The organism is Bartonella henselae str. Houston-1, assembly GCF_000046705.1.
Classification (GTDB): domain Bacteria; phylum Pseudomonadota; class Alphaproteobacteria; order Rhizobiales; family Rhizobiaceae; genus Bartonella; species Bartonella henselae.
The window spans coordinates 1,811,000-1,836,857 of record NC_005956.1; the positions used below are offsets into that span (position 1 = coordinate 1,811,000).

The 25,858-nt window shown below is 39.0% G+C and carries 26 protein-coding genes and 1 pseudogene; 15 read left to right on the top strand and 12 right to left on the bottom strand.

Features of this window, described 5'->3' with window-relative positions:
- Positions 1-167: 167 nt before the first annotated feature.
- From trwI (AYT27_RS08190) to virB11, 9 genes are all read left to right on the top strand, one after another.
- The gene (trwI, locus tag AYT27_RS08190) at positions 168-1,052 is read left to right on the top strand and encodes a type IV secrection system protein TrwI (RefSeq protein ID WP_011181334.1); all 885 of its coding nucleotides are present in this window, start codon (positions 168-170) and stop codon (positions 1,050-1,052) included.
- Positions 1,053-1,216: 164 nt separating this feature from the next.
- Positions 1,217-1,363 carry a hypothetical protein gene (locus AYT27_RS08195; protein ID WP_011181335.1) on the top strand — a complete coding sequence of 49 codons (147 nt, stop codon included), beginning with the start codon at positions 1,217-1,219 and terminating at the stop codon, positions 1,361-1,363.
- On the top strand, positions 1,360-1,986 hold the full coding sequence (locus AYT27_RS08200; protein WP_011181336.1) for a TrbJ/VirB5 family protein: 627 nt from the start codon (positions 1,360-1,362) through the stop codon (positions 1,984-1,986). The genes AYT27_RS08195 and AYT27_RS08200 overlap by 4 nt, the downstream gene beginning before the upstream one ends.
- A 255-nt stretch (positions 1,987-2,241) precedes the next feature.
- The gene (trwI, locus tag AYT27_RS08205; protein ID WP_011181337.1) at positions 2,242-3,126 is read left to right on the top strand and encodes a type IV secrection system protein TrwI; all 885 of its coding nucleotides are present in this window, start codon (positions 2,242-2,244) and stop codon (positions 3,124-3,126) included.
- 167 nt (positions 3,127-3,293) lie between these two features.
- Positions 3,294-3,440, top strand: a complete 147-nt coding sequence (trwH, locus tag AYT27_RS08210) for a type IV secrection system protein TrwH (protein WP_011181338.1) — start codon at positions 3,294-3,296, stop codon at positions 3,438-3,440.
- On the top strand, positions 3,437-4,135 hold the full coding sequence (gene trwG / locus AYT27_RS08215; RefSeq protein ID WP_011181339.1) for a type IV secrection system protein TrwG: 699 nt from the start codon (positions 3,437-3,439) through the stop codon (positions 4,133-4,135). Before trwH ends, trwG begins: the two co-directional genes overlap by 4 nt.
- A 13-nt stretch (positions 4,136-4,148) precedes the next feature.
- Positions 4,149-4,955 (top strand): P-type conjugative transfer protein VirB9, encoded by an 807-nt coding sequence (gene virB9 / locus AYT27_RS08220; RefSeq protein WP_011181340.1) that lies wholly within the window; start codon positions 4,149-4,151, stop codon positions 4,953-4,955.
- Entirely contained in the window at positions 4,955-6,142 is a 1,188-nt protein-coding gene (gene trwE / locus AYT27_RS08225; protein ID WP_011181341.1) for a type IV secrection system protein TrwE, read from the top strand. Before virB9 ends, trwE begins: the two co-directional genes overlap by 1 nt.
- Positions 6,117-7,178 (top strand): P-type DNA transfer ATPase VirB11, encoded by a 1,062-nt coding sequence (gene virB11, locus AYT27_RS08230; RefSeq protein ID WP_011181342.1) that lies wholly within the window; start codon positions 6,117-6,119, stop codon positions 7,176-7,178. The genes trwE and virB11 overlap by 26 nt, the downstream gene beginning before the upstream one ends.
- Positions 7,179-8,518: 1,340 nt before the next feature.
- Here virB11 and AYT27_RS08240 read toward each other — a convergent pair.
- The 8 genes and pseudogenes from AYT27_RS08240 to rimM form a co-directional block, all read right to left on the bottom strand.
- Positions 8,519-8,818 (bottom strand): annotated as a pseudogene (locus AYT27_RS08240) (4Fe-4S dicluster domain-containing protein); the annotation flags it as partial.
- A 71-nt stretch (positions 8,819-8,889) separates the two neighbouring features.
- Complete coding sequence (locus AYT27_RS08245; protein WP_011181343.1) at positions 8,890-9,669, bottom strand: succinate dehydrogenase iron-sulfur subunit; 780 nt, start codon at positions 9,667-9,669, stop codon at positions 8,890-8,892.
- A 14-nt stretch (positions 9,670-9,683) separates the two neighbouring features.
- Positions 9,684-11,528, bottom strand: a complete 1,845-nt coding sequence (gene sdhA, locus AYT27_RS08250; RefSeq protein WP_011181344.1) for a succinate dehydrogenase flavoprotein subunit — start codon at positions 11,526-11,528, stop codon at positions 9,684-9,686.
- Between the two features lie 4 nt (positions 11,529-11,532).
- Positions 11,533-11,919 carry a succinate dehydrogenase, hydrophobic membrane anchor protein gene (gene sdhD, locus AYT27_RS08255; RefSeq protein ID WP_011181345.1) on the bottom strand — a complete coding sequence of 129 codons (387 nt, stop codon included), beginning with the start codon at positions 11,917-11,919 and terminating at the stop codon, positions 11,533-11,535.
- 18 nt (positions 11,920-11,937) lie between these two features.
- On the bottom strand, positions 11,938-12,339 hold the full coding sequence (gene sdhC, locus AYT27_RS08260; RefSeq protein WP_011181346.1) for a succinate dehydrogenase, cytochrome b556 subunit: 402 nt from the start codon (positions 12,337-12,339) through the stop codon (positions 11,938-11,940).
- Between the two features lie 499 nt (positions 12,340-12,838).
- A complete protein-coding gene (gene rplS / locus AYT27_RS08265) occupies positions 12,839-13,279 on the bottom strand; it encodes a 50S ribosomal protein L19 (protein WP_011181347.1) in 441 nt (146 codons plus the stop codon).
- Positions 13,280-13,486: 207 nt separating this feature from the next.
- Positions 13,487-14,185, bottom strand: coding sequence for a tRNA (guanosine(37)-N1)-methyltransferase TrmD (trmD, locus tag AYT27_RS08270; RefSeq protein WP_011181348.1), 699 nt, complete (start codon positions 14,183-14,185; stop codon positions 13,487-13,489).
- A gap of 266 nt (positions 14,186-14,451) precedes the next feature.
- Complete coding sequence (gene rimM / locus AYT27_RS08275) at positions 14,452-14,994, bottom strand: ribosome maturation factor RimM (RefSeq protein ID WP_011181349.1); 543 nt, start codon at positions 14,992-14,994, stop codon at positions 14,452-14,454.
- Positions 14,995-15,122: 128 nt separating this feature from the next.
- Here rimM and AYT27_RS08280 point away from each other — a divergent pair, with 128 nt between their 5' ends.
- Both AYT27_RS08280 and AYT27_RS08285 read left to right on the top strand, forming a co-directional pair.
- On the top strand, positions 15,123-15,944 hold the full coding sequence (locus AYT27_RS08280) for a SapC family protein (protein WP_011181350.1): 822 nt from the start codon (positions 15,123-15,125) through the stop codon (positions 15,942-15,944).
- Between the two features lie 2 nt (positions 15,945-15,946).
- Entirely contained in the window at positions 15,947-16,927 is a 981-nt protein-coding gene (locus AYT27_RS08285; RefSeq protein WP_011181351.1) for a tyrosine recombinase XerC, read from the top strand.
- Positions 16,928-16,940: 13 nt separating this feature from the next.
- On the opposite strand, the gene AYT27_RS08290 is transcribed toward AYT27_RS08285, so the two are convergent.
- Positions 16,941-17,219 (bottom strand): BolA family protein, encoded by a 279-nt coding sequence (locus AYT27_RS08290; protein ID WP_011181352.1) that lies wholly within the window; start codon positions 17,217-17,219, stop codon positions 16,941-16,943.
- Between the two features lie 120 nt (positions 17,220-17,339).
- Here AYT27_RS08290 and AYT27_RS08295 point away from each other — a divergent pair, with 120 nt between their 5' ends.
- The 3 genes from AYT27_RS08295 (at position 17,340) to cobT (ending at position 21,229) form a co-directional block, all read left to right on the top strand.
- Complete coding sequence (locus AYT27_RS08295; protein ID WP_011181353.1) at positions 17,340-17,960, top strand: J domain-containing protein; 621 nt, start codon at positions 17,340-17,342, stop codon at positions 17,958-17,960.
- Positions 17,961-18,321: 361 nt separating this feature from the next.
- Positions 18,322-19,314 carry a cobaltochelatase subunit CobS gene (gene cobS / locus AYT27_RS08300; RefSeq protein ID WP_011181354.1) on the top strand — a complete coding sequence of 331 codons (993 nt, stop codon included), beginning with the start codon at positions 18,322-18,324 and terminating at the stop codon, positions 19,312-19,314.
- 7 nt (positions 19,315-19,321) lie between these two features.
- Entirely contained in the window at positions 19,322-21,229 is a 1,908-nt protein-coding gene (cobT, locus tag AYT27_RS08305) for a cobaltochelatase subunit CobT (RefSeq protein ID WP_011181355.1), read from the top strand.
- A gap of 475 nt (positions 21,230-21,704) precedes the next feature.
- On the opposite strand, the gene AYT27_RS09720 is transcribed toward cobT, so the two are convergent.
- From AYT27_RS09720 to rpmB, 3 genes are all read right to left on the bottom strand, one after another.
- Complete coding sequence (locus AYT27_RS09720) at positions 21,705-21,842, bottom strand: hypothetical protein (RefSeq protein WP_395948331.1); 138 nt, start codon at positions 21,840-21,842, stop codon at positions 21,705-21,707.
- Positions 21,843-22,683: 841 nt separating this feature from the next.
- On the bottom strand, positions 22,684-23,355 hold the full coding sequence (locus AYT27_RS08315; RefSeq protein WP_011181356.1) for a VUT family protein: 672 nt from the start codon (positions 23,353-23,355) through the stop codon (positions 22,684-22,686).
- A gap of 113 nt (positions 23,356-23,468) precedes the next feature.
- Positions 23,469-23,762, bottom strand: coding sequence for a 50S ribosomal protein L28 (rpmB, locus tag AYT27_RS08320; RefSeq protein ID WP_011181357.1), 294 nt, complete (start codon positions 23,760-23,762; stop codon positions 23,469-23,471).
- 278 nt (positions 23,763-24,040) lie between these two features.
- Here rpmB and AYT27_RS08325 point away from each other — a divergent pair, with 278 nt between their 5' ends.
- Positions 24,041-24,826, top strand: coding sequence for an SURF1 family protein (locus tag AYT27_RS08325; RefSeq protein ID WP_011181358.1), 786 nt, complete (start codon positions 24,041-24,043; stop codon positions 24,824-24,826).
- The last annotated feature ends 1,032 nt before the right edge of the window (positions 24,827-25,858 follow it).

Sequence of the window (25,858 nt, forward strand, 5' to 3'; positions counted from 1 at the left end):
TTTCCGTGTGATCTTACAAATCAGAGAGGATGCACGGAAATCTGTTGCGTCATAAAAATACTTCTAATGAAAAATATTCGCAGCAAATTGCACCAAATATAAATCAACTCCCATCTATGAATGCCCTAATCTGATAGAAAACTGAAAATCGGTTAAAGAGGAATACCATGGACTTCACAATGTTCACGCAACTTGTCGGTAAAATTGATCAGACAACACAAACATATGTCACGGATATTTCCTCAAAAGCCATCGTTACAATTACACCCTTCGTATCAATCGGTCTCACTATCGCTTTTATCGTCTATGGATGGCTCATCATGCGCGGAGCAATAGAAATGCCCCTCGCAGGTTTCCTAAGCCGATGCCTACGCATTAGTATTATTACTTCAATTGCACTCACTGCAGGACTTTATCAGACAGATATTGCCAAGTTGGTCATAGACATGCCCAATGATTTATCAAGCGCGCTAATAAACAATCCGACACAAGGAACACAATTAAACGCCTTGATTGACAAGGTAGCTGAAAGAGGGTTCGAATCCGCAAGCAAAGCTTTCGAGGAAGCTGCTTTCTTGGATGCTGATGGGTTACTCTACGGTCTCTTCGGCATCCTCATTTTACTCGCAACAAGCTTCCTAGCCGCAATCGGTGGCGCATTCATCCTGCTAGCAAAAATCGCACTTGTGCTGCTCGTCGGACTCGGACCATTCTTCATCATCGCCCTCCTTTGGCAACCAACCTATCGCTTATTCGAACAATGGATAGTTCAAATTCTCAACTATACAATTCTCGTCGTCCTCTTAGCAACCATATTTAGTGTGATGATGAATATCTTTGCAAATTACATGTCTGATATTAAATTTGATGGTCAGCAAAATGTCGGTTACACGCTTGGTGGTGCGCTTATCCTTTCCATTATTTCCACAGTGCTGTTGCTCAAATTGTCAAGCATTGCCAATGCTCTGGCAAAAGGCGTTACTTTTAGACATCTCTGGAGCCCAGATACAGGAGAAAAAAAGACCTCGCACAGCAATCGCACAGTCAAATAACCTGTAAACACCATAGAAAATATCCGTATTATCAAGAGTCATTTGCCTAAACAAAATCAAGAAAATAAATACAATCACAGGCTACATATTTTATAATCAAAATTGAAATAATGATAAAAAAGTGTTAGATTGGTTTGAAAAGTTGAATAAAAAGGAATGATAAAATGAAGTCAATCATTTTTGCAATTTTGATTGCTGGGCTTTTATCAGCTTGCGGTACATTAGCTCCAAAGCCAAAACAACCCAATAATTGGAATCGCGTGCCTATTAACAAAACAGTCCCTACCGAAATTCAACGAGGAGCAATATGAGAAAGTTAGTTATTATAGTAACAGTAAGTGCTATTTTTACAACACTCAACTTAGCAAAAAGTAATAACGTCAGAGAAAAAGATATTTCTCTTTTGGCAGACAAGATACATCAATCTATAACAGGAACTCGAACACCAACCCCACAGAAAAAAGAAGATGACGGCACTTTATTATTTTCAAATCCACAACATATCTACGATCAAGAGAAACAAAACAATATTGCTAAACAGATCCCGAAATTATTTAAAGAAACTATGAAAAATGAAAGTTATCTTCGCAATTCTCCCGTAGATGAGGCACGCGAAACTATTGATGAGCGCAGTCAATATGCAGCAGTTATAGATAAAGCCGTAGCTTTGCAGACTTTTCAGGAAACAGAAAAACGTTTTGAACAAATTGCAAACATCTTGGTCGAGATACCCAAAATGAACGATTTAAAAGGTATTGCCGAGTTACAAGTGCGTATGAAAGGTATGCTAGCTATGATCCAAAATGAAGCAACAAAACTACAAATGGTCACGCATTTAAGCAACACCGAGCAAGCACTTATCAATCGGCTAAAACGTAAGCGCAATGTGCAAATTCTTCAGCAAATAAACAAAAAAATGCCAACTATACGGTAGATGCAAATATAATAAATTTTCTATAATAATTTTGCCTGAATAACAGTTTCTCTATGAACATGGAAGAGTAACCTGACGTGTAATATTCAATTTTGTTCCCACAATTGTGTGGGGGGCATACAAAGCTTTCGATATCTTTCAAAACACTTTTGATGAAAATGCTTATGGCAAAATTATAAATGCGATTGAAATGCACAACATACAACAACGTTCCCCAAGATGGTTGAAAGACGAAATTCGTGAAAGAGGAATACCATGGACTTCACAATGTTCACGCAACTTGTCGGTAAAATTGATCAGACAACACAAACATATGTCACGGATATTTCCTCAAAAGCCATCGTTACAATTACACCCTTCGTATCAATCGGTCTCACTATCGCTTTTATCGTCTATGGATGGCTCATCATGCGCGGAGCAATAGAAATGCCCCTCGCAGGTTTCCTAAGCCGATGCCTACGCATTAGTATTATTACTTCAATTGCACTCACTGCAGGACTTTATCAGACAGATATTGCCAAGTTGGTCATAGACATGCCCAATGATTTATCAAGCGCGCTAATAAACAATCCGACACAAGGAACACAATTAAACGCCTTGATTGACAAGGTAGCTGAAAGAGGGTTCGAATCCGCAAGCAAAGCTTTCGAGGAAGCTGCTTTCTTGGATGCTGATGGGTTACTCTACGGTCTCTTCGGCATCCTCATTTTACTCGCAACAAGCTTCCTAGCCGCAATCGGTGGCGCATTCATCCTGCTAGCAAAAATCGCACTTGTGCTGCTCGTCGGACTCGGACCATTCTTCATCATCGCCCTCCTTTGGCAACCAACCTATCGCTTATTCGAACAATGGATAGTTCAAATTCTCAACTATACAATTCTCGTCGTCCTCTTAGCAACCATATTTAGTGTGATGATGAATATCTTTGCAAATTACATGTCTGATATTAAATTTGATGGTCAGCAAAATGTCGGTTACACGCTTGGTGGTGCGCTTATCCTCTCTATTATTTCCATTGTACTGTTGCTCAAATTGTCAAGCATTGCCAATGCTCTGGCAAAAGGCGTTACTTTTAGACATCTCTGGAACCCAGGTGCAGGAGAAAGAAAGACCTCGTACAGCAATCGCACAGTCAAATAACCTGTAAACACAAGAGAAGATATCTGCACTGTCAAAAGTCATTTGCCTCAACAAAAACAAAATCAAGAAAATAAAGAAACTTACAGGCTATATACTTTATAATCAAAATTGAAATAATGATAAAAAAGTGTTAGGTTGAATTTAAAAGTTGAATAAGGAATGGTACAATGAAATCAATCATTTTTGCAACTTTAATTGCTGGGCTTTTATCAGCTTGCGGTACGTTAGCTCCAAAGCCAAAACAACCTAATAATTGGAATCGCGTGCCTGTTAACAAAACAGTCCCTATCGAAATTCAACGAGGAGCAATATGACAAAAAAACAAGTAAAACCAATAAAAGCCGAACAACTAAATAGCTACTATGAAGAAAGCCGCGGCTTGGAACGTGAACTCATCAGCGAATTTATAAAGTCGCGTAAAACAGCGTGGCGAGTAGCAGGTGTTGTTGGGGTTTTTGGATTATTCGGCATGATGTGCGGGGTTGTCGGCTTTTCCCAACCAGCACCCACTCCCTTGGTATTACGCGTTGATAACACAACTGGTGCAGTTGATGTTATTTCTGTGATGCGCGAACATGAAACCAGCTATGGTGAGGTTGTGGATAGGTATTGGCTTAATCAGTATGTGCTTAACCGTGAAACTTATGATTATGACACCATTCAACTGAATTATGATACTGCAGCGCTTTTAAGTGCCCCAACTGTTCAACAGGAGTTTTACAAAATCTATGAAGGTGAAAATGCGCGCGACCAAGTGCTTTCCAACAAAGCGCGGATTATAGTCAAAGTACGCTCGATTCAACCAAACGGTCTTGGTCAAGCAACCGTGCGTTTTACAACGCAACAATACAACAGCAACGGTACAGCTGAAGCAAAACAACACCAAATTGCAACAATTGGTTACACCTATGTTGGTGCGCCAATGAAATCATCTGATCGATTGCTTAATCCCCTTGGTTTCCAAGTTACAAGTTACCGCGCTGACCCGGAAATACTTTTGAATAATTAAGGAATTGATTATTATGAAAAAACTTGCATTTATGGCCTTTTTATCCTCATTTTCCTTTTTTTATACGGTACCCGTGCAAGCGCTCAAAACTCCATCTAGTTCAGAATATGATCATCGCATTCGCTATGTAACGTATAATGTAGCTGATGTGGTTCAGATTGAAACCGTTATCGGTGTGGCAACCCATATCATTCTTGAAGAAGGTGAGCGCTATATCACTCATGCATTTGGTGATTCTGAAGCCTATGCCTTTGCACATAAAGGACGTCATATCTTTATTAAACCCAAAGCAGAACTTGCCAATACAAACCTCATTGTTGTAACTGATAAGCGTAGCTACAAATTCCGACTACAGTTCCGTAATGACCGTGCTGGAGCAACCTACGAATTAGCTTTCCATTATCCAGATACAAACACCCAAAATCTAGAAGAAAACAAACAACGCCTTGCCATTGAACGTGGTTTTCATCAAAGCGTAAATGGTTATAACCTTAGCTACACCATGAGCGGCAACCAAGATATTGCCCCGATAAACGCTTGGGACAATGGACGTATTACCTATTTCAAATTTCCAGCCAACATGGATATGCCCTCAATTTACCTAGTTGATGCCGAAGGCAATGAAAGTTTAATATCACGTACTGTTGTAGGAAATTCAAATGATATCATCGCTGTTCATAAGGTTAATCCTAAATGGCTCATACGACTTGGCAAACGCGCTTTAGCTGTTTTCAACGAAGCCTATGACTCCAATGGTATACCAAACACAACTGGAACAATATCCTCGGTGGTTCACCGCATCAATAAAGGAGGCAAATGATGTTTGGCAATAAGAAAGGAGATGAAATCAACAAAGGTGCAGAACAAAACTACGCCGAGCAAAAACATGAAAAAAGCTATACCGAATATATTGAAGGTGCGTATGGTAGCTCCGAATTAGCTTCGGAACGCCGTCCAATAATCCCCGGTGCACGTACATTGTTAATAGTAGGACTCATCGTCATAGTAGCAGTACCGATTGCTTTGACTTGGAAGGCTTTAAAAATGCGCAATACTGTAAATGTTGAAGAAGAAAAGCCTCAACAAACGGTACAACAAATTATACCGAGCTATACCCCTCGTGTCATAGAAGAACCGAAAGTAATAGAAGAACCAGAAAAACCAACACAAACAGAAGAGCTAACGCAATCCATTCCACCAGCCTTAGCACAGCTGCTTCAAACAACGATGCCACCACATTTGATGCAGGATTCTGAGGAATTGGCACGCAAGCGTATGTTAAGTTCCGGTCTTAACAACGGTGGTAGTAGTGAAAGCTCTTCAGAGCATCCAAAAGGCAACACATCCGGTAATGAAAGAAATAATGGCGTATTATTCGATCAGCTCCAGCCTGTACGATTAGGTCAATCCCATGCGGCTCAACTCCATAACCGTGATCTATTAATTACGCAGGGAACACAGATAGATTGCACGCTGGAAACAAAGATCGTTACATCGCAGCCAGGAATGACAACATGTCATTTAACACGGGATGTTTATTCTACGAGTGGTCGCGTTGTTTTGCTAGACCGTGGTTCCAAAGTCGTTGGTTTCTATCAAAGCGGCATACAACAAGGACAAACACGTGTTTTCGTGCAATGGTCGCGTATTGAAACCCCTTCTGGTGTTATCATCAATCTTGACTCTCCCGGTACAGGCCCCCTTGGTGAAGCTGGTATCGGTGGTTGGATTGATACACATTTTTGGCAACGATTTAGTGGTGCAATCATGGTGAGCATCATCGGTAATTTGGGAGAATGGGTAAAAGGCAAAATTAATTACGGAAATAAGGAAAAATCATCATCTCAAAATGCACCACAACAGAGTCCTGAATTAATGGTTAATGAAATTCTTCAAAGCTCCATCAACATTCCGCCAACACTTTACAAAAACCAAGGCGAGCGAGTAAATATTTTTATTGCTCGTGATCTGGATTTCAGCGATGTCTACAGTCTCGTTACACGTTAACCCCATACAAAAAGATCAAGCAGTTGCACAGCTTCTACAACCGCTTGATCCTTTCTTAAAAGATCCTAAAATTATTGAATTATCGATTGGTCACCCCTGTGAAGTATGGACAAAAAGTTTAGAGGGTTGGCAGCTACATAGTGTACCAGAGCTGACAAGCTCTTTTTTGCAAACGCTTATTACAGCCATTATTGTTTATAATGGGATGGTTCCGAAAAGCATCAATTATGTGCGCTTACCCGGCGGACAACGTGGTACAATTGTGCAAACACCAGCTGTCATCGAAGGTACTTTATCCTTTATGATTCGGAAGCATTCCCTCACAGTGAAGACACTAGAAGAACTCAACGAAGAAAATGCATTCAATCACTTTACTGACGTAAGTTTCAATAAACCTTCAGAAAAAGAAGCGAATGACTTACTATCGAAACAGGATTTTACACGATTGGAGCCATTTGAAATCGAACTTTTGCAATTTAAACGTGAGAGAAAAATTCTTGAATTTTTGGAAAAATGCGTACTGTATAAACGCAACATCATTATTGCAGGAAAAACAGGATCAGGTAAAACAACATTTGCTCGTTCTTTAATCGAAAAGGTGCCTGTAGAAGAGCGTATTATTACAATTGAAGATGTTCATGAGCTTTTTTTACCAAATCATCCCAACCATGTGCATATGATTTATGGTGACAATATGGGTCGTGTTTCCGCTGAAGAATGTTTAGATGCGTGTATGCGTCAATCGCCTGACCGTATTTTTCTCGCTGAGCTACGTGGTAATGAGGCCTGGGAATATCTCAATTCATTGAACACCGGTCATCCTGGATCAATTACCACAACACATGCGAACAATGCTTTGCAAACATTTGAACGTTGTGCCACATTAATCAAAAGATCAGAAGTTGGCCGTCTACTCGATATAGAGATGATAAGGATGGTACTCTACAGCACAATTGATGTGGTGTTGTTCTTTAAGGATAGAAAGCTTTCTGAAATTTTTTACGACCCGATTTTTTCTAAATCAAAGATAGCTTAAACTAGGTTATTGCCTCAGCAATATCAGAGCTTTCAAAAAAGCCGCAAAGTTTTTTTGCGGCTTTTGCTTTTTTAATGAAGCTTTTGAAATAAGCTTCCTTCTTCGCCGACCTCTCTGGTGAAGCTTTCATGCTCTTGTAAGAGAGAGATGAAAGAGGGATGAAAACAGCCCCATGTGAAATAAAATCTATACAAAGAATTCTTATTGCTTTCGATTCTATTGCTTTCAGTAAATTTTTTCCTTTATTTTTTAAAACATGCGTTTCATACCAAAGAGGAGAAATTATGATACAACAGACATTCACAAGGAAGAAAGAGCTCCCACCCCATACATTAATGAAAATCCCCCTATAGATTAACGAAAACCCTATGAAATATGAACGTTCAACAACCACAAATCTTATCATAGTAACAATGGTTCATCGTTCAGAAATGCTATGTTCTATCTGCGCGCCATTCTGTTATGATTTTTAACCAAACAGTTTATGCGACTTATTAAAACAGATAGTTCATTGCACTATAAGTTTGAGTGCACGGAGAGAGCATAGACCAATCCAATAACTGAGAGCAGAGCAGCGTAACGCATTTAGCCGTCTTGTTGATTAACTTACAAACCCCATACGTGTCTTTAGTAACAGAACTAACATTTGAAAATGTCTTGTATCAATTTTACAACTCCATCCTATACCCATTTTCTATAGTTTCTTTCTCAAGGTAATTTTGTATAGTGAAAAATCAACCATGGACATTATTTTTCGCAATAAATTCTTACTCGAAAAATTATATGAAACTGACTAAAGCTATAAATAAATGAACACAACAAAATAGCGTAAAATCTCCACTCTATCTTAAACAATAAACATTGGATTGTGCTCTATTTCCAATAATTATTATAAACTCTATCTTTCACGTTGGAAAATAAAATATAAAGCGTTTTTCATTGCTCAAAAATCTAGTTTATGGGCAGACAAACAATAAATCAAAGATATAACGAAAATTATATCCTAATCTACAGTAAACATTTCTCTTTTTCACAGCTGAGAGAGTAAAATAAAGGGTCATAAAATTCCACCAAAATAAAGTATAATTTTTATGATAGGAAAATATGTCTAGGAACGCTACACCGTTGCAACCTCTCACACACATCCAAGCTGCCTTCTCTCCATCAACTCTCTCTTTTATCTAAAAAAGTATTGTTTTTTTAATACTGTAATAGCCACACCTTAATCCTCATAAAAATCAAAAAACTTTGAGAGATTACGTACACTATCTCAAAGACTACAAAAACATGAGGAGCCCTCTAGCTCCCCTTACTTTAAGCTCTCATGAAACAGTTAACTTTTAAAGGCGACATTCAACCATGGGTTTTTTAGTCTCAGCAATTGCTTTTGCTGAATTTAAGCCTTTTGGACAAATTTGCGTACAATTTATAATTGTATGGCAGCGATAAAGGCAAAAAGGATCCTCTCAAATTATCAAAACGCTCACCACACATCTCATCACGTGAGTAAGCCAATCCAAATGGTAAGCCTGGAACAAAATAGCTGACCCCATAGAGCGATCGCCATTCCACCAATAGCTTGGACATGATGTCTGACAACAAGCACACAAAACGCACTCATAAAGACCATCTATTTTTTGACAGAGAACACAAGAAACATGGAGAAGCCCTATAGACTCCTTACTTTATTTCCTCATGAACCAGTTAACTTTTAAAGGCGACGTTCAACCATGAGTTTTTTAATCTCAGCAATTGCTTTTGCTGGATTTAAGCCTTTTGGACAAGTTTGGGTACAATTCATAATCGTATGGCAACGATAGAGACGAAAAGGATCTTCTAAATTATCAAGACGCTCACCGCACATCTCATCACGTGAATCAGCAATCCAACGGTAAGCCTGGAGTAAAATAGCTGGTCCCAAATAACGATCGCCATTCCACCAATAGCTTGGACATGATGTCTGACAACAGGCACACAAAATGCACTCATAAAGACCATCTATTTTTTGGCGGTCTGAATGACTTTGTAACCACTCTTTGGCAGGTTCAGGAGAAACGGTTTGTAACCAAGGCTCAATCACACGATGCTGCGCATAAAAGCGCTTCAAATCAGGAACTAAATCTTTAACAACCGGCATAGAGGGTAAAGGATACACTTTAATGGGGTGCTTTACATCATCCATCCCTTTGGTACAAGCTAGCGTATTTGTTCCATCAATATTCATTGCACAAGAACCACAGATACCTTCACGACACGATCGACGAAGTGTCAAAGTTGGATCAATATGATTCTTGATAAAGAGCAACCCATCAAGAATCATCGGACCACAAGCCGAACGATCAACATAATAAGTATCCAAATGGGGATTTTCCTCATCATCAGGTGACCAACGGTAAACATGAAATTCGGTAAGTTGCTTAGCATCTTTAGGCTTAGGCCAAACTTTTCCCGGTTTTACTTGCGAATTTTTGGGAAGCTTAATTTGTACCATAATTCATTCTCCCCTTAGTAAACACGTTTTTTAGGTGCAATACGTTTTAAGTCGATACCCCCATCTGCTTCAGATGTTAAGGGATCAATATGGACAGGTCGATAGGACAAAGTCACCTTACCATCTTTTGACAAATGTGAAAGCGTATGTTTACGCCAATTTTTGTCATCACGCTCTGGATAATCTTCACGTGCATGCGCGCCTCGACTTTCTAAACGCGCTTCTGCAGAATAAACAGTGGTGATTGCATTGGCCATCAAATTCTCAAGTTCTAATGTTTCGACCAAATCAGAATTCCATATCAGAGAGCGATCTGTGACTTTGAGATCAGCCAATTCACCCCAGATTTGACTTATCCGCTGGCATCCTTGTTGCAAAGAATCTTCTGTACGGAAGACAGCAGCATCTTCCTGCATAGTACGTTGCATTTTCTCACGCAATACGGCAGTTGGTATTGCCCCTTGCGCAAAGCGCAAACGATCAAAACGTGTCATAATTTCGTCAATAGCCACCTCATTAAGAGGTGGAATTTCCGCATTTCGATCAATCACTTCACCGGCACGAATTGCAGCGGCACGACCAAATACGACAAGATCAATCAATGAATTTGACCCCAAACGGTTAGCACCATGAACAGAAGCACAGCCAGCTTCTCCCACTGCCATCAAACCTGGTTGAACACGATCAGGTGAATCAGGTGTTGGATTAAGAACTTCTCCGTAGTAATTTGTGGGAATACCGCCCATGTTATAATGAACCGTTGGCAGGATGGGGATAGGTTCTTTGGTCACATCAACCCCTGCAAAAATCCGTGCGGATTCGGAAATTCCTGGTAAGCGCTCATGCAATATAGCAGGGTCAATATGATTGAGAACCAAATGAATATGATCCTTTCTTGGACCAACGCCACGCCCTTCACGAATTTCAAGGGTTATACAACGTGAAACTAAATCACGTGAAGCCAAATCCTTAAAGGAAGGCGCATAGCGCTCCATAAAGCGTTCACCCTCAGAATTGATCAAATAGCCGCCTTCACCACGGGCTCCTTCTGTAATTAAGCAGCCAGAACCATAAATCCCTGTAGGATGGAATTGAACAAATTCCATATCCTGTAGAGGCAATCCAGCACGAGCGATCATTCCCCCACCATCGCCCGTACAGGTATGCGCTGATGTTGCTGAAAAATAAGCACGCCCATAGCCACCAGTGGCGAGAACAACCATCTTAGCCGCAAAACGGTGGATAACACCATCATCAAGATTCCAAGCGACAACCCCCGTACACACACCATCGGTCATAATCAAATCAAGCGCAAAATATTCAATAAAGAACTGCGCATTATGCTTTAAACTCTGTCCATAAAGCGTATGCAAGATGGCATGCCCGGTGCGATCAGCCGCTGCACAAGTCCGCTGTACAGGTGGGCCTTCACCAAACTGTGTCGTATGTCCACCAAAGGGACGTTGATAAATTTTTCCTTCTTGTGTCCGTGAAAAAGGAACCCCATAATGTTCTAATTCGTAGACAGCAGCTGGTGCATTACGCACCAAATATTCCATTGCATCGGTATCACCTAACCAATCAGATCCCTTTACCGTATCATACAAATGCCATTGCCAATTGTCAGGCCCCATATTGGAAAGTGACGCAGCAATACCACCTTGTGCAGCAACCGTATGCGATCTGGTTGGAAAAACCTTCGTGATGCAGGCTGTTTTTAATCCCTGCTCCGCCATACCAAGCGTAGCACGCAAACCAGCACCGCCTGCCCCAACAACAACAACATCAAACTTATGATCTACAGTGCGATAAGGGGCATTGCCTGCTCTAGCGCCCAGAGATGATCCTGTGCTCACCATATTTTTAACCCCCTATTGCAATTTTCAAAAGAGCAAAAACGATGATCCCTCCCAAAACAAAACAAAACAAAATATTTAAGACCAAAAAAATTATCCGTAAACCTTCACGGGGAATATAATCTTCAATAACCACCTGCATTCCAAGTTTCATATGATAAAGGACTGAAAGAGTAAGTAATCCCATTAAAACAGCGACAACAGGATGCGCAAGCCGAGCGCGTATAATGCTGTAGTCTTTTCCAACAAGCGAGAGAATAAGAACAATGAAAAATATCAAAAGTGGCAGATTTATAAAACCTGTTAAACGCTGTAGCCAAAAATGCTCTGTTCCTTCATGTGCGCTTCCACGCCCCCGGACTTTCCCAAGTTCCGTTCGAAAATCTTTTTTCATATCTCTTTCCACCCCCAACTAGACAATATTATATCCAATAATCCAAATCGTAAAAGTAATAATAAGAGAAATAAAAACTGTTGCCCATGCAGTCATTGTTGCCTTTTCTTTAGCCAAAAGGCAAGGCTTTATATCCCAAACAATGTGGCGAACACCGCCCACCATGTGATGAATCCCAGCAAGAGTATAAAGAAACAAAATGCAAAGCCCTGGAAAAGAAGTATAAATTCTATGAACCGTTCTAAATGCCTCAACCCCACAGCTGATTGAAATTAACCAAATAGCGAGGAAGACCATTCCAAAATAAAGTGCTATACCGGTGATACGATGCGCAATTGACATCGCCATAGTGATGGTCCAACGATAAATACTTACGTGGGGAGAACGAGGGCGCTGTTTTATCTTAGTTATCTCTGTCATAAAATATCCTGACCTGGTTTTTACTGCAACCGCATTATGAACAAAAGGCCCCACACAAAATGACCAAGCACACTATCATTTCTACTTTTGGCACCTCGAAGCACCAATATTACAGGTCGGTTGTCTCAAATAACGGATTAAAGGTCGCGCATAAAAAAAACCGATTGTTCTACAAGCATGAAGCCGCAAAACTCGTTTTAATCTAATATAATTTTATCCTTACGTCAAAGGTCTCGTACTGTTTCCCAAAGATAAACACGAATTTTTTACAAATTTAGTTATCCCTGCTTTGAATATCTCTGCTTTGAATATCAATGATGTTGCAGAATACTCTAAATTCAGTTTTTTTTCTAAAGAAAGATAATGGTTAGACTTTTGAGAGTTTTTCAACATTTTTATGCACCCAAAAGCCACTTCTTTCACGACCAATAGGAATCATTCACGCCATAAAAAAGCAACATAAAAGCCGCTTTTTCATAAATTCTGCCAGATGCTGAATTTATTCAGTAGCGTGTGCTGGAGCCTCCACTCTAACAAGAGCTTCTTGTTCTTTCTCAACAATCTTTGCACTTTTTTTCCGTTGATCTTTCTTTTCAGTGATCCGCGCAGCCTTCCCTCTTAAATTACGCAGATAATAGAGCTTTGCCCGACGCACTTTTCCTCGGCGTACAAGTTCAACACCCTCAATCAAGGGCGAATAAACCGGAAACACACGCTCAACGCCCTCACCATAAGAAATCTTACGCACTGTAAAGGTTTCATTTAAACCACCGCCTGAACGTGCAATACAAACTCCTTCATAAGCCTGAACACGCGTTCTGGTACCTTCGGTAACACGCACCATAACGCGTACTGTATCTCCTGGCTGAAAAGCTGGCAGTTGGCGTTTTGCTGCAATTTTTGCACATTGTTCAGCTTCGAGTTGCGCGATAATATTCATTTTTTCATCCTTCATGTTCTTTATCGAACAGTCAGAGCGCTCATCTCTTGCCGAAAAAAGCCTTTTCTAGAGAAAGAAAAGCAGTTCTTTAGGCTATGCATAACACAGGAGCGAATACACCGTTTCTTATTTTGGAACTCAATAAAACCCTTCACAGGAAAACTGTTTAAAAAGAGAGCTATGCAATACAACACCTTACAACATGAATCAAGTTTTCTGACGATTTTTATTATAAAGAGCGTAAAGATCAGGGCGACGTTGCCGTGTTAACGATTCGGCTTGCTGTTGACGCCAATTGGCGATAGCTTTGTGATGACCTGACGTCAACACTGGCGGAATACCACGCCCTTCAAAAACAGCAGGACGCGTATATTGAGGGTGCTCAAGCAAACCATTCTCAAAACTTTCACACTTTGCGGAGATCTCATTACCCATAACACCGGGAAGAAGACGCACAATAGCATCCAAAAGAACCAGTGCCGCCGTTTCGCCCCCTGAAAGAATATAATCACCAATGGACACTTCTTCTAATTCTCGTGCTTCTATTATCCGCTCATCGACTCCTTCAAAACGCCCACAAACCAATGTCACTCCCGAAGACCGTGCCAAAGAACGTGCATAAGCCTGATTCAAGAGTCTCCCACGCGGGCTCATTAACAATCTTGGGGAATCATTTGGACAACTATCCAGTGCCGCCGCTAACACATCAGCCCGCATCACCATACCAGCACCACCACCAGCAGGCGTATCATCAACGCTATGATGTTTATCAAGAGCAAAATCCCTAATCTGCACTGTCTCAAGCGACCATATCCCCTGCTTTAAAGCTTGCCCTGCTAAAGAACAACCCAAAAAACCAGGAAACATTTCAGGATAAAGTGTTAAAACACGTGCTTGAAATTTCATTCTTTCATTCTCACCTTTAATCTCAAGTCACATAAAACCATCTTCAACCAGTGTATTATAAAAACTGTGATATTTACCCAAAGGAAAATTGTTCATCTGTTCTGTATCCAATGTCCATACCTCCTGCTTTCTAGTTTGCCTTGCTCAAAAGTACTCTAAAAATCCAAGAAACATGTTATGATCAAAGTACTACACACGTGTTAAGAGACACATCCTTGTATGTCTTCACTTTTCACCTTCATTTTTTGGTTCAAGCCATTTTCCCTTCAAGTATTTTCTCCCCCATCACTTAAACCAGCAGCCACTGGATCAACAACAAGAAAACCAGAAGCGATGCAAACCTCTAACACCGCCGCCTTGCTAAAAGGGATAAGCACGGTTTTACCCGTATTTAAACGCATTTCAAGCAAATCACCAGCGCCGAAATTAAAAAGACCACTCACCTCACCGAGGATTCGACCGGTACAATCTTGAACACGAAGCCCTATTAAATCTACCTGATAAAATTCATCCTCAGTCAAATCATCCACCAATTGATCGCGGGCAACATAAAGATGAATACCCCTTAAAGCCTCAGCAGCACTGCGATCCTCAACCCCTTTAAAATGCACAATCGCGTTCTTTTTTTGCATGCGAAGCATTACAATTTCATAAGAATGTCCCCTATCATCATAAAGGGTACCATAAGTTTTTAAACGCTGTGGTTCAGAACTCAAGATCTTCAGCAAAACATCACCCTTTATGCCATGGGGCATACCAATAATGGCAAGACAGACTTTATTTTTAAGCTTTTCTCTATTATATTTCATATCATCTTCTAAAAACGAATCCCTCACTTGTAGCTTTCTATTAACTCTTGTTGCCATATTAAAAATCTTCCAGAAAGACCTTTCTTGGTAACAAAGAAAATTAATAAAAAAATAAAAGGAGAAGTCTTATGGCAAATGTTATGCTTTTTTACAAAGATATCACCCCAGTTAACAAAGTTTCCCATAAAAACCTAAAATTTGCTCCTCCAAAAGATATGTCTTTTGCCAAAGATACACACTGGGTTCCTTTAGCAAGCAGTGAATACTTTCAAGCTGCTCTAGACTACCCTATTTTATTTATGTGCGCAGAAGATGAACAAAAAAAACGGCATTATACATCGGCTGCTCTTGTTGGTCTTTCTAATGACGAAAATGATTACATCACCTCTGATAAAAATTGGAAAAAAGATACTTATCTTCCAGCTTTTGTTCGTCGCTACCCTTTTGTTCTTGCACAAATTAGCAATGAAAAAGAACTTTCTGTTTGTTTTGATCAGCAATCAGGCATGTTTAATGAGGTTGCCGGCACAGAACTTTTTAACTCAGATGGCTCTATTTCTCCTTTTATGGAAGAACGTATTCGTTTTCTTGAGAGCTTTAAAATTGCTATGGAAAAAACGGCTGCGTTTATTGATGCCCTTGTGGATATGGATCTTCTGAGCCAAAAATCAATCAATGTGAAAAACGACAAAGGTCTTTCAGCACAATTAGAACATTTTTGGGTTGTTGATGAAGAAAAATTGAATAAACTATCGGCAAGCCAACTTGCTAAGCTGCATAAAAATGGCTTTTTAGGATTGATTTTTGCGCATCTTATGTCAACGCACAATCTTTTAAAAATACTCTCTCTAAAAAGCGAAAAACAAATGACCAATCATGAAGAGCAAGCTTCCCAAAAGAATGGTCACAACAAAAATGAAAAACCTAAAAATAAAGAAGCTCTCAACTAAAAATGCTACCAAAAAAGGACAGTAGAAAAGACAAAAATTTTTCTCTGATTCCAGCCGCCCCTCCTGTTTTAGCTGCAAGGAAGAATTGGCTGGATAATCTTTTAGGAACACGTCGTATGGCAACATATACAGCACAAGCCTATGAGCGTGATACACGACAGTTTTTGTTTTTTCTCTGTCAACATCTCGGACATACACCAACCTTTAAGGATCTCGCCAATTTGCGTGTCATTGATTTGCGTGCTTATCTAGCTTACCGCCGCAAACACGACATAAGTGCTCGCTCTTTAAGCCGTGGAATGGCGGGTATACGTTCTTTTTTCAACTACCTATCCCGTGAAGGAATCGCCAGCATTCCTGCTGCTAAACTTGTCCGAACCCCCAAACACCCAAAATCGCTACCAAAACCTTTGAACATAAAATCAGCCCTGCATTTAGTTAAACAAGAAAATCAACAGGAAAATGAACCATGGATCATCGCCCGTAACACTGCTGTTTTAATGCTTCTTTATGGCTGTGGAATGCGGATATCAGAAGCTTTAAGCCTCACACCAGAACAATTTTCTGATCCGCAAAAAACAAGTTTATTCGTGACTGGGAAAGGAGGGAAAACACGTCTTGTCCCCCTTATTAAAGTGGTTTACGAAGCAATACAAAATTATCTTAAATGCTGCCCATATCCTTTATTGGACAATCAACCAATGTTCCGCGGTGCGCGAGGTGGTCCCTTGCAGCCAGCTATTATTCAAAAAACTGTGCGAAACTTACGTGCATACCTTGGTTTACCAGAAACAGCCACTCCCCATACACTGCGCCATTCTTTTGCCACCCATCTTTTATCACGAGGAGGAGATTTACGTACCATTCAAGAGCTCCTAGGTCACGCTTGTCTTTCCACCACCCAAGTCTACACCCATGTAGATACCAAGCACTTGTTAGAAATTTATCAAAAAGCCCACCCTCGTAGCTTGAAAGACTTTTAAATAAAAAAACACATTAAACAGATTCAACTTCAAGTGCCAAAGCATGAACACATGTTGCCAACTCTTTCTGTAAAACTTTATAAATCGCACGATGTATTTCTACCCGCGTCATACCCGAAAAAGAAGCAGACAGAATTTTCACCCGAAAATGCGTTTCCCCTTTCCCATCAAAAGCATGCTCATGATGAGGATGTCCAGCATGAAGGTGGCTTTCGTTAATCACCTCAAGCTTTTGCGGACAAAAAGCATCCTGAAGCTTTTTGTTAATCGTTGTTTGAATTGTAGTAGACACCTTTTTATTCCTTCGCAAAATGAACGCAATACCCCTTGTTTTATGACCAAATAAGTGTGAAAATAAATTTTTTAAAAGTCAATTCTTGTCAAATCAATTGATTTTGCATAAACCAAAGATATGACGATAACATCTAAATTATTCGACTCCATTCGAATCAGCTCCAATAAAAAACAAAAGGCTGAAGCAGAAGCGCAGAAATGCCAATGGGAAGGATGTGAAAAAGTAGCATCCCATAAAGCACCAGCGGGACGAAATCACGAAGGGCAGTATTTACATTTTTGCATTGATCATGTACGTGCTTATAACAAAAATTTTAATTACTTCTCTGGCCTTAGTGATAAAGATATTGCAAAATTTCAAAAGGATGCCCTCACAGGACATCGTCCAACATGGACTACCGATTTTAGTAATGGCACGTCAAAAAAAACAGCTGCAAATTATGCACAAATTCGCTCTGGTACAGCTGCCTATCAAAATCGTATGCGCGATCCCTTTACACTGTTTACCGGGCGTCATTCAACCCCTCGCTTCTCACGAAAATTAAAACCCTTAGAAGCAAAAGCTTTTGATACATTGGGATTACAAGCAAATGCTTCAGCTGAAGATATTAAAGCAAGATACAAAGAACTGGTAAAAAAACACCATCCTGATTCCAATGGAGGCAACCGTTCTTCAGAAGAGCGCTTTCGTGATGTTCTAAATGCTTATAATTTGCTCAAAAAATCTGGTTTATGTTAAACACACATTCAGATAACCCCGCCTACATTTTAAGAGTAAGATAGTGTGTTCTCATAACAAAACTATCAAAGAGCTGGTAAAAAACACCATCTTAATAATGATAACTACCTTCACAACAGCACTTCTGTGATGTTCTAAACGCTTATAATTTGCTCAAAAATTTGGTTTGTACTAAAAAAACACGTTCCCATACAACTCCATTTGCATTGAAATCATTATTGTTTTCACAAAAATGATAAAATATAAAGAGTTCCTTTCATATCTAAGACATCCATTATAGGGCATTGCATAAACGCTTTAAGTCTTGTATCGTTTTTTAACCAACGAAAATAAATAGCCTCCTTTCCCTTCCAGAAAAGCGATGACAAAAACAAAACTTACAGTTGAAAATGTACCCGATATCACAGTCTGCGCTCGAGATCTATTTCATATTGATACAGATATGGAAATTCCTGCTTTTAGCACAAAAAGCCCCCATGTTCCTGATTTAGATCCTCATTATCTTTTTGATCAGCAAACGACTTTAGCAATTTTAGCAGGCTTTGCCTTTAACCGCCGTGTTATGGTTTCTGGTTATCACGGCACGGGTAAATCAACGCATATTGAACAAGTTGCCGCACGTCTAAACTGGCCTTGTTTCCGAATTAATCTTGATAGTCATGTCAGCCGTATTGATTTGGTGGGAAAAGACGCCATCGTTTTACAAGATGGCCTGCAAATTACTGAATTTAAAGAAGGCATTTTGCCATGGGCTTATCAAAACAACATTGCACTTGTTTTCGATGAATATGACGCAGGTCGCCCAGATGTCATGTTTGTCATCCAACGCATTCTTGAAGCCTGTGGACGATTAAGCTTGCTTGATCAAAATCGTGTTATTGTCCCTCATCCAGCATTTCGTCTTTTTGCAACGGCCAATACCATTGGTCTTGGTGATACAACAGGGCTTTATCATGGCACGCAGCAAATCAATCAGGCGCAAATGGACCGCTGGTCCATTGTGACGATTTTAAACTATTTACCCCATGATAAAGAAGTTGATATCGTTTGTTCAAAGGTTAAATCTTTTCAAACGACCCAGGGAAAAAAGACAATTTCACAAATGGTGCATGTTGCTGATATGGTACGAAAATCTTTTATCAATGGGGATCTTTCAACAGTTATGAGCCCACGCACTGTTATTACTTGGGCAGAAAATGCAACAATTTTTCAAAATATTGGATTTGCTTTCCGCTTAACTTTTCTCAATAAATGTGACGAACTCGAACGTGCCACTGTCGCAGAATTTTATCAACGTGCCTTTGGACAAGAGCTTCCAGAATCACTGGTCAGTGTGTCTTGCCTTAAGGGATAAGTCAATCATGGCTACAGACACTGGCGATAACAGCCAAAATATGACAAAAGACTCTCCCAACAGCACTCTTGATGCTGAAGCTTTTAAAAAAGCCATTTCCGGCTGTATTCGAGCAATTGCTGGCACGCACAAGCTTGAAGTTTCTTTTAATCACCACAAACCATCTTTGAATGAAAATTATGCACGTTTACCGGAATTACCGCAACATGCAACAGAAAAAGATATAACAATCACCCGTGGACTAGGGGATTCTATGGCTCTACGCACAGCTTGGCATGATAAGCGCATTCACGCACAATTTGCACCACTTGAATCAGAAGCACGTACTATTTTTGATGCTCTCGAGCAAACACGCGTTGAAGCAATAGGCACTTTAAGTATGGAAGGAATTGCACAAAATCTTGATAAAATGCTGGCCGATAAATATCAAAGAGCCCATTATCAAAAGATAAGCACCCAAAGTGAAGCCCCTATTCAAGAAGCAATTGCCCTTTTATTGCGTGAAAAAATAACAGAACGTCCTCCCCCCAAAGAAGCTGGACCTGTATTAGAGTTATGGCGTCAAGAAATCGAACGAAAAGTCACAGCAGAACTGAACGAACTAACATACCATATTTACAACCAACAAGCTTTTGCAAGCATTGTTCGCCAAATGCTTGTCACACTCAAAATGGCAGTTCAACTCGAAGAAACATTTGAAACTTTAGACAACAAAAAATTAAAAAGCGAGTGTGAACCTCACAACCAAGCAGACAAAGAAGGTAAAAACGAGAAATACGCCAAAAGTGAAGAAAAAGTAGAAACTGAACAAGAAAGCGATACGCAAGACCAAGGAAAAACGCAAGCAACACAATCAAATGACAATGACCAAACTGAAGAAGAGCAAGAAAGAAGCGGTTTGCAAGAAAAATCGAATCAATCCAAGCGCCTTTTCACTGTTTCAGAACAAATGGAAAGGCTTGCTGATTATAAAGTTTTCACCCGCCAGTTTGATGAAATCTTGGAAGCAACAGATTTTTGTTCTGAAAGCGAATTAAACCATTTGCGTCATTGTCTTGATAAGCAAATTAACCATCTCCAAAACATTGTTGGGCGCTTAGCAAATCGCCTACAACGCCGTCTTATGGCACAACAAAATCGAAATTGGAATTTTGACCTTGAGGAAGGATATCTCGATACATCAAGGCTTCCCCGCCTTATCATTGATCCCATGCAACCACTCTCTTTCAAAATGGAAAGCAATACTCAATTTCGTGATACTGTTGTTTCACTGCTCATTGATAATTCCGGATCAATGCGAGGACGCCCAATTACAGTTGCGGCAAGTTGTGCGGATATTTTAGCACAAACTCTTGAACGTTGTGGTGTTAAAGTTGAAATTTTAGGCTTTACCACCAAAACTTGGAAAGGGGGAAAATCCCGCGAGCAGTGGCTCAACCAAAACAAACCCCATCATCCTGGTCGTCTTAATGATTTGTGTCATATCATCTATAAAAGTGCCGATACCCCATGGCGTCGCGCACGACGTAATTTAGGTCTCATGATGCAAGAAGGTTTACTGAAAGAAAATATTGATGGTGAAGCATTGATTTGGGCACATCAACGTCTTTTATCACGGCATGAACAACGTCGTATTCTCATAGTCATTTCTGATGGAGCTCCTGTTGATGATTCGACACTTTCTGTGAATTCCAGCAATTATCTGGAAAAACATTTACGCGCGGTGATTCAGGAAATTCAAACACATTCGCCTATAGAACTTATTGCCATTGGCATTGGTCACGATGTTACACGCTATTATCAACGCGCTGTAACAATTATGAATGCCGAAGAACTTGCCGGCGCCATAACAAAACAATTAGAAATGCTTTTTAGCAATAAAAAACTCTATCCGCATAAAAGACTTGCCGTTTGATATCAAGCTTTGTAATAAACGGAAAAAGGTAAGATTAGATAAAAAGTGATAATTTATTGTTTTTAGGAATATTTTCTACCATTAAATGAGAGTTTTACCAAAACAGATTCTCACAGCTAAAAATTGCAAAAATGAGGATTTCCTGGTAAAAATGAGAGAAGGCTTTGAAAGGTCTTCGAAGAATTTTAAAAAGTCTGTGAAACCCCAGAAAACTACCTTTGAAAAAATGAAATAAAGAGTTTAAATTGCTGCAAAATCAGCCCAAAATGACAAAAAAGATACACACTTTCATTTTAAATGGATAATCAAGCTGAATTTTGTATAGTTATTAGATATGCTTTTTCAGCTTCAATTTGACCTTTTAAATGCAATTTTAGAAGTGGCAAGGTAAGCTCTGAATTTTTAGCTGTGTTTCTTGTTTTAAACAAGCTCTTGTAACTTTCCATAAAGCTCTGTAGCTAATTCCGCTATATCTTCAGGAGGGGAGTTTAATTTTTGCATCATGATAAATTGTATAAACTACGCAACCAAGCTTTTTCATCAGTTTAGAAGAAATGGTAAGCGCTTTAAAACCAACTGCTTTCGCTTTTGCCATATCTAGTAAATATTTCATCTCCACAAATGAGAAGGCTAATACAAATCTACACCATAAATTGTGTTAAACAGTTTATGAGAGATGCTGATGGTTCATTTACACCAAGCTTATAATTTGCAAGCGTATTTTTCATCAAATCAAGAGATTTTGCAAAAACGCTATATGCTTTATTTGCAAGCATTTTTCTTATTTTACGCAAGCATTTTGCCATTGGTGTTTTAGATTTTGAATCAGATTGTGCAAAAAATATCCAATAAACCTATTATATAGCCCATAAAATATGTTGTACCATTACACTGCCCCTTACGTGGGGTGATTATTGCGCACAAAACACATTGATTTATAATAGATAATTTAGCGTTATGCATATTGAATGAGAACCCTGAATACCTTAAGATTCTCTCATTTCAAATCTCTCTATGTTGAACCAATCAAAATCATTCGCTTGCACGTTACAAACGAGATGAGCGTGTGGATAAAAAACACTAAAGAAATGACTAAAATGATCATTATTTCTTTTCTTTCTCAATAAGTATGATTTTCTCCTGAAAATTTTTTAAAAACTCTCTCTTATTGGATAAGAATTATTTATAAAGCATGCTTTATGATCTCCATCATCTAAAAAAGTAATCACATTTGAGGGAATTGAATTGTCTTACGTGCATAAGCATAAATCTTTAGAAGCCTCTTATCTCCTAAAACTCAATAGCAGCTTAAAATTACAATGAAATATGAGAGATCTATACAAAAATATTTCCCCCGGACATAGTTCTAAAATGCTGCTCTTATAAAACAGAATGTGCAGTTTTTCACCTTCAGAAAAACAACAGAAAAAATTGCTATTTGTTATTTTTGCAAGTCAAAGGTGAACTTTTTTTGAATGATTTTGATAAAGAGGAAGATTAAAATAGCTAAGAATTGTTCCATAAGGAATCAGCATTAAAAAACTCATGATAATTTTTATCGCAAAATCGCCAAAAGCAAGCGAGAACCAAACTGGAAGCTCAAGCCCCAAGAAAACACTGTTTTCCGTGATTGAACTATTCGCGTAACCTGTCATCTGATCGATAAAGGCAAAAGAGCTAGAAAAAGCAATCGCAAAAAACAAAATAGTATCCAAAGCCGAACCAACCAAGCCTGCTGCTAAAGGTGCCTTCCACCATGTTTTACGCCGCAAAGGACTAAAAACCAGAATATCGAGAAGTTGTCCAAATAAGAATGCTGAACTAGAAGCAATCGCAAGACGCGGAGTAGCCAATATCCAAGAAACAAAAAAACCAGAGAAAAAACCAGCATAAACCACATACCGTGCGGCAGAGGGACCATAAAAACGATTGGTTAAATCGTTGATCAGAAAAGCAATCGGATAGGTAAAAGCTCCATAAGTCAGGAGCTCATTCAAACCAAACCAGTGCACAGGATACTGAACCAAAATATTAGAAATGGTTACAGCAAAACACATCGCAAGGCTAGAAAAAACAATATATTTTCTCTTTTTCTGTCCTGGTAAAGGAGCACTGACTGAGAACATCTTTTAACCTAGGGTATGGAACCATTTAATACAGCGATCAAAAAGTAAAAAACCAAAAACACTGCCCTCTATAATGAGAGCACACAATCCAGCCCTGCAATAAACAAAGGCGATTACGCCGCTTTTTCAGCTTTTTTCTTAACAATCTGGCGCTTTAACAAACGGGCACGTTGCGATAATTCTTTATCATCGGCTTTAACCAAAAATCCATCAAGACCACCGCGGTGCTCAACAGAACGTAAAGCGCTTGCCGAAACGCGCAAACGGTAACTTTGCTGTAACACTTCAGAAATCAATGTCACATTGCAAAGATTTGGCAAAAAACGACGACGGGTTTTATTATTCGCATGGCTAACATTATTGCCATACTGAACTGTTTTTCCTGTCAATTCGCAGGCACGAGACATAAACTTCACCTTTAAACTCTAAAAAAAACTCTCAAATCCCAACACTCGCAAAAGAGAATAAACGCACAATAGGCAAAAAATTCCCTTAAATAGGTAAGATTGGGAAGTTGTGTTTCTAATAGGGTGTCGACAACAAAAGGTCAAGTCTTTTGTAAAGCCTTTTATATCCCTTATAGACTCATTCTCCTCTCTCTTCTCATAAAAAACTTACAAAATGTTTTTTTTTAACACTCATCGTGTTAAAAGAATGTTTACCATCGTAAAAGGAAGCGTTAATCATGAGCAAAACAAATCCCTCCATGACAGAGCTTCAACAAAAACATATCCATTTTTCTTCCCTTCTATTCGGCATATTATGTACATGTTTTTTTCTTCTCTTTAGTGCACTGGGTGTATGGCAAGTACAACGATTAAACTGGAAAACAAACCTTATCACCAATGTTAATCAGCGTGTTCATTTACCTCCCATTAAAGCCCCTCCTCAGGATCAATGGGCGTATGTTACTTTTGAAAGAGACGAGTATCGACCTGTCGCGATCACCGGAAAATTTTTGATCAATAAAAATATTTTGGTCACTGCTGTTGCTCAAGATACTAGTGGTTACTGGGTTTTGACCCCTTTACAAACAGCCGACAATAGTTTGACCTTTGTGAATCGTGGTTTTATCCCCATGGACGCACGCCATAACTTTCAGAATTCAGAACAATCACAAAGGAATGCCCAAATTCATCAGGATTCTGCCACAGATACAAAGCAAACTACAATCATCGGTTTGCTGCGCATGAGTGAAAAAAATGGTTTTTTTCCACGCAAAAATAATCCTGACGAAAATTTATGGTATACACGTGATCTCCCCGCTATGGCACAAAAACTTGGACTATCATCTGTTGCTCCTTATTTTATTGATGCCGGAAAAAAAACAGCCCCGAGGGAAAAACTTCCCATTGCTGGTCTCACTGTTGTACATTTCCGAAATAATCACCTTGTCTACGCTATCACTTGGTTTATCTTAGCAGCTGGTGTTCTAGGAGCGTCTTTTTTTCTGCTACGGCAAAAAAGCTGAAAACAACATAAAAAATACTCTTCACATCTTAAAATAAGATTCTGGGCGTTTTTACTTCAAAAGATGCATTTTTCATGAAAAAGCATTGTAAGGTTTTATGCGCCTGAATTAAAAAAAGCGAGAGTAATAGGAATATTCCCTTTATAAAAAACAAGTCTTTTACCAAGAAAAAGTTTTCCTTAATAAAGTACAGAGATTGGCAAAAAATTACAGTTTACTGAGGAAAGTCTCTCAGATAATTGTGAGGGCGAAAACCTTATTCTATTCTTTTATTAAAGGCTTTCAATGTATTTTATTCAAGAACAAACGCTTCCCCTTATCTTCAAGCAATCAGGCGGTGTATACAAAACAGAAACGTCCTCTAAAAATGCCATTTTGTTGGGAATGCACGTACTTATTTTAAGCAACATATTGATTTATTAGAATAAATCATGGATTTGATTAATATTATACCAGCTTTACCATCAATGCTTTACTCAATAAACGTTAATAAAAAAATCAATGCTGTGTGATTTTCTATTAAAGGAGAGAACAAAAAAGAAATAAAATTAATCATTTCAGATTTACACACTAAAAGAAAACTTTTTAGTTTCTCTGTTAGTGATAAAAATGCCTTTCGAAAAATAGTGAATATATTTTCATTTCATTTAAGTGATAAACAGTCATATTTCGAATACGAATTTGGCATATACAAAGATGACTTTAAGCTTAGCTAAAATTGCTATGAAAAACATAAAAAGAGAAAGAGATTATACTATCTAAATGTTTTGCGGGGAGATTTGTAAATAACCTCTTCCCCCAAAAGAAAATTATCTGACAATTTTTCTTTTTGCAACTTCTTTCGAAAGAAATATTTAAAAGCTAATAAAAGCAGTCTTTATTTTTTTTTAATGAGAGGCTACGGCCTCTCAAACTCTCCGTCCGCTCACCAAAATCATGAGATCAGACCCGCATTTAATGAGAGGACTAACAAGCCTTAGGTTTTAGGGTAAAGGAAACCCTTGCAGGGCGTCTTACGGCGTCCTTGACCAA

Excerpts from the sequence above, each read along its gene's own strand:
- trwI (WP_011181334.1), top strand. The coding sequence starts at position 168 with ATGGACTTCACAATGTTCACGCAACTTGTCGGTAAAATTGATCAGACA.
- AYT27_RS08195 (WP_011181335.1), top strand. The coding sequence starts at position 1,217 with ATGAAGTCAATCATTTTTGCAATTTTGATTGCTGGGCTTTTATCAGCT.
- AYT27_RS08200 (WP_011181336.1), top strand. The coding sequence starts at position 1,360 with ATGAGAAAGTTAGTTATTATAGTAACAGTAAGTGCTATTTTTACAACA.
- trwI (WP_011181337.1), top strand. The coding sequence starts at position 2,242 with ATGGACTTCACAATGTTCACGCAACTTGTCGGTAAAATTGATCAGACA.
- trwH (WP_011181338.1), top strand. The coding sequence starts at position 3,294 with ATGAAATCAATCATTTTTGCAACTTTAATTGCTGGGCTTTTATCAGCT.
- trwG (WP_011181339.1), top strand. The coding sequence starts at position 3,437 with ATGACAAAAAAACAAGTAAAACCAATAAAAGCCGAACAACTAAATAGC.
- virB9 (WP_011181340.1), top strand. The coding sequence starts at position 4,149 with ATGAAAAAACTTGCATTTATGGCCTTTTTATCCTCATTTTCCTTTTTT.
- trwE (WP_011181341.1), top strand. The coding sequence starts at position 4,955 with ATGTTTGGCAATAAGAAAGGAGATGAAATCAACAAAGGTGCAGAACAA.
- virB11 (WP_011181342.1), top strand. The coding sequence starts at position 6,117 with ATGTCTACAGTCTCGTTACACGTTAACCCCATACAAAAAGATCAAGCA.
- AYT27_RS08245 (WP_011181343.1), bottom strand. The coding sequence starts at position 9,669 with ATGGTACAAATTAAGCTTCCCAAAAATTCGCAAGTAAAACCGGGAAAA.
- sdhA (WP_011181344.1), bottom strand. The coding sequence starts at position 11,528 with ATGGTGAGCACAGGATCATCTCTGGGCGCTAGAGCAGGCAATGCCCCT.
- sdhD (WP_011181345.1), bottom strand. The coding sequence starts at position 11,919 with ATGAAAAAAGATTTTCGAACGGAACTTGGGAAAGTCCGGGGGCGTGGA.
- sdhC (WP_011181346.1), bottom strand. The coding sequence starts at position 12,339 with ATGACAGAGATAACTAAGATAAAACAGCGCCCTCGTTCTCCCCACGTA.
- rplS (WP_011181347.1), bottom strand. The coding sequence starts at position 13,279 with ATGAATATTATCGCGCAACTCGAAGCTGAACAATGTGCAAAAATTGCA.
- trmD (WP_011181348.1), bottom strand. The coding sequence starts at position 14,185 with ATGAAATTTCAAGCACGTGTTTTAACACTTTATCCTGAAATGTTTCCT.
- rimM (WP_011181349.1), bottom strand. The coding sequence starts at position 14,994 with ATGAAATATAATAGAGAAAAGCTTAAAAATAAAGTCTGTCTTGCCATT.
- AYT27_RS08280 (WP_011181350.1), top strand. The coding sequence starts at position 15,123 with ATGGCAAATGTTATGCTTTTTTACAAAGATATCACCCCAGTTAACAAA.
- AYT27_RS08285 (WP_011181351.1), top strand. The coding sequence starts at position 15,947 with ATGCTACCAAAAAAGGACAGTAGAAAAGACAAAAATTTTTCTCTGATT.
- AYT27_RS08295 (WP_011181353.1), top strand. The coding sequence starts at position 17,340 with ATGACGATAACATCTAAATTATTCGACTCCATTCGAATCAGCTCCAAT.
- cobS (WP_011181354.1), top strand. The coding sequence starts at position 18,322 with ATGACAAAAACAAAACTTACAGTTGAAAATGTACCCGATATCACAGTC.
- cobT (WP_011181355.1), top strand. The coding sequence starts at position 19,322 with ATGGCTACAGACACTGGCGATAACAGCCAAAATATGACAAAAGACTCT.
- AYT27_RS09720 (WP_395948331.1), bottom strand. The coding sequence starts at position 21,842 with ATGAAATATTTACTAGATATGGCAAAAGCGAAAGCAGTTGGTTTTAAA.
- AYT27_RS08315 (WP_011181356.1), bottom strand. The coding sequence starts at position 23,355 with ATGTTCTCAGTCAGTGCTCCTTTACCAGGACAGAAAAAGAGAAAATAT.
- rpmB (WP_011181357.1), bottom strand. The coding sequence starts at position 23,762 with ATGTCTCGTGCCTGCGAATTGACAGGAAAAACAGTTCAGTATGGCAAT.
- AYT27_RS08325 (WP_011181358.1), top strand. The coding sequence starts at position 24,041 with ATGAGCAAAACAAATCCCTCCATGACAGAGCTTCAACAAAAACATATC.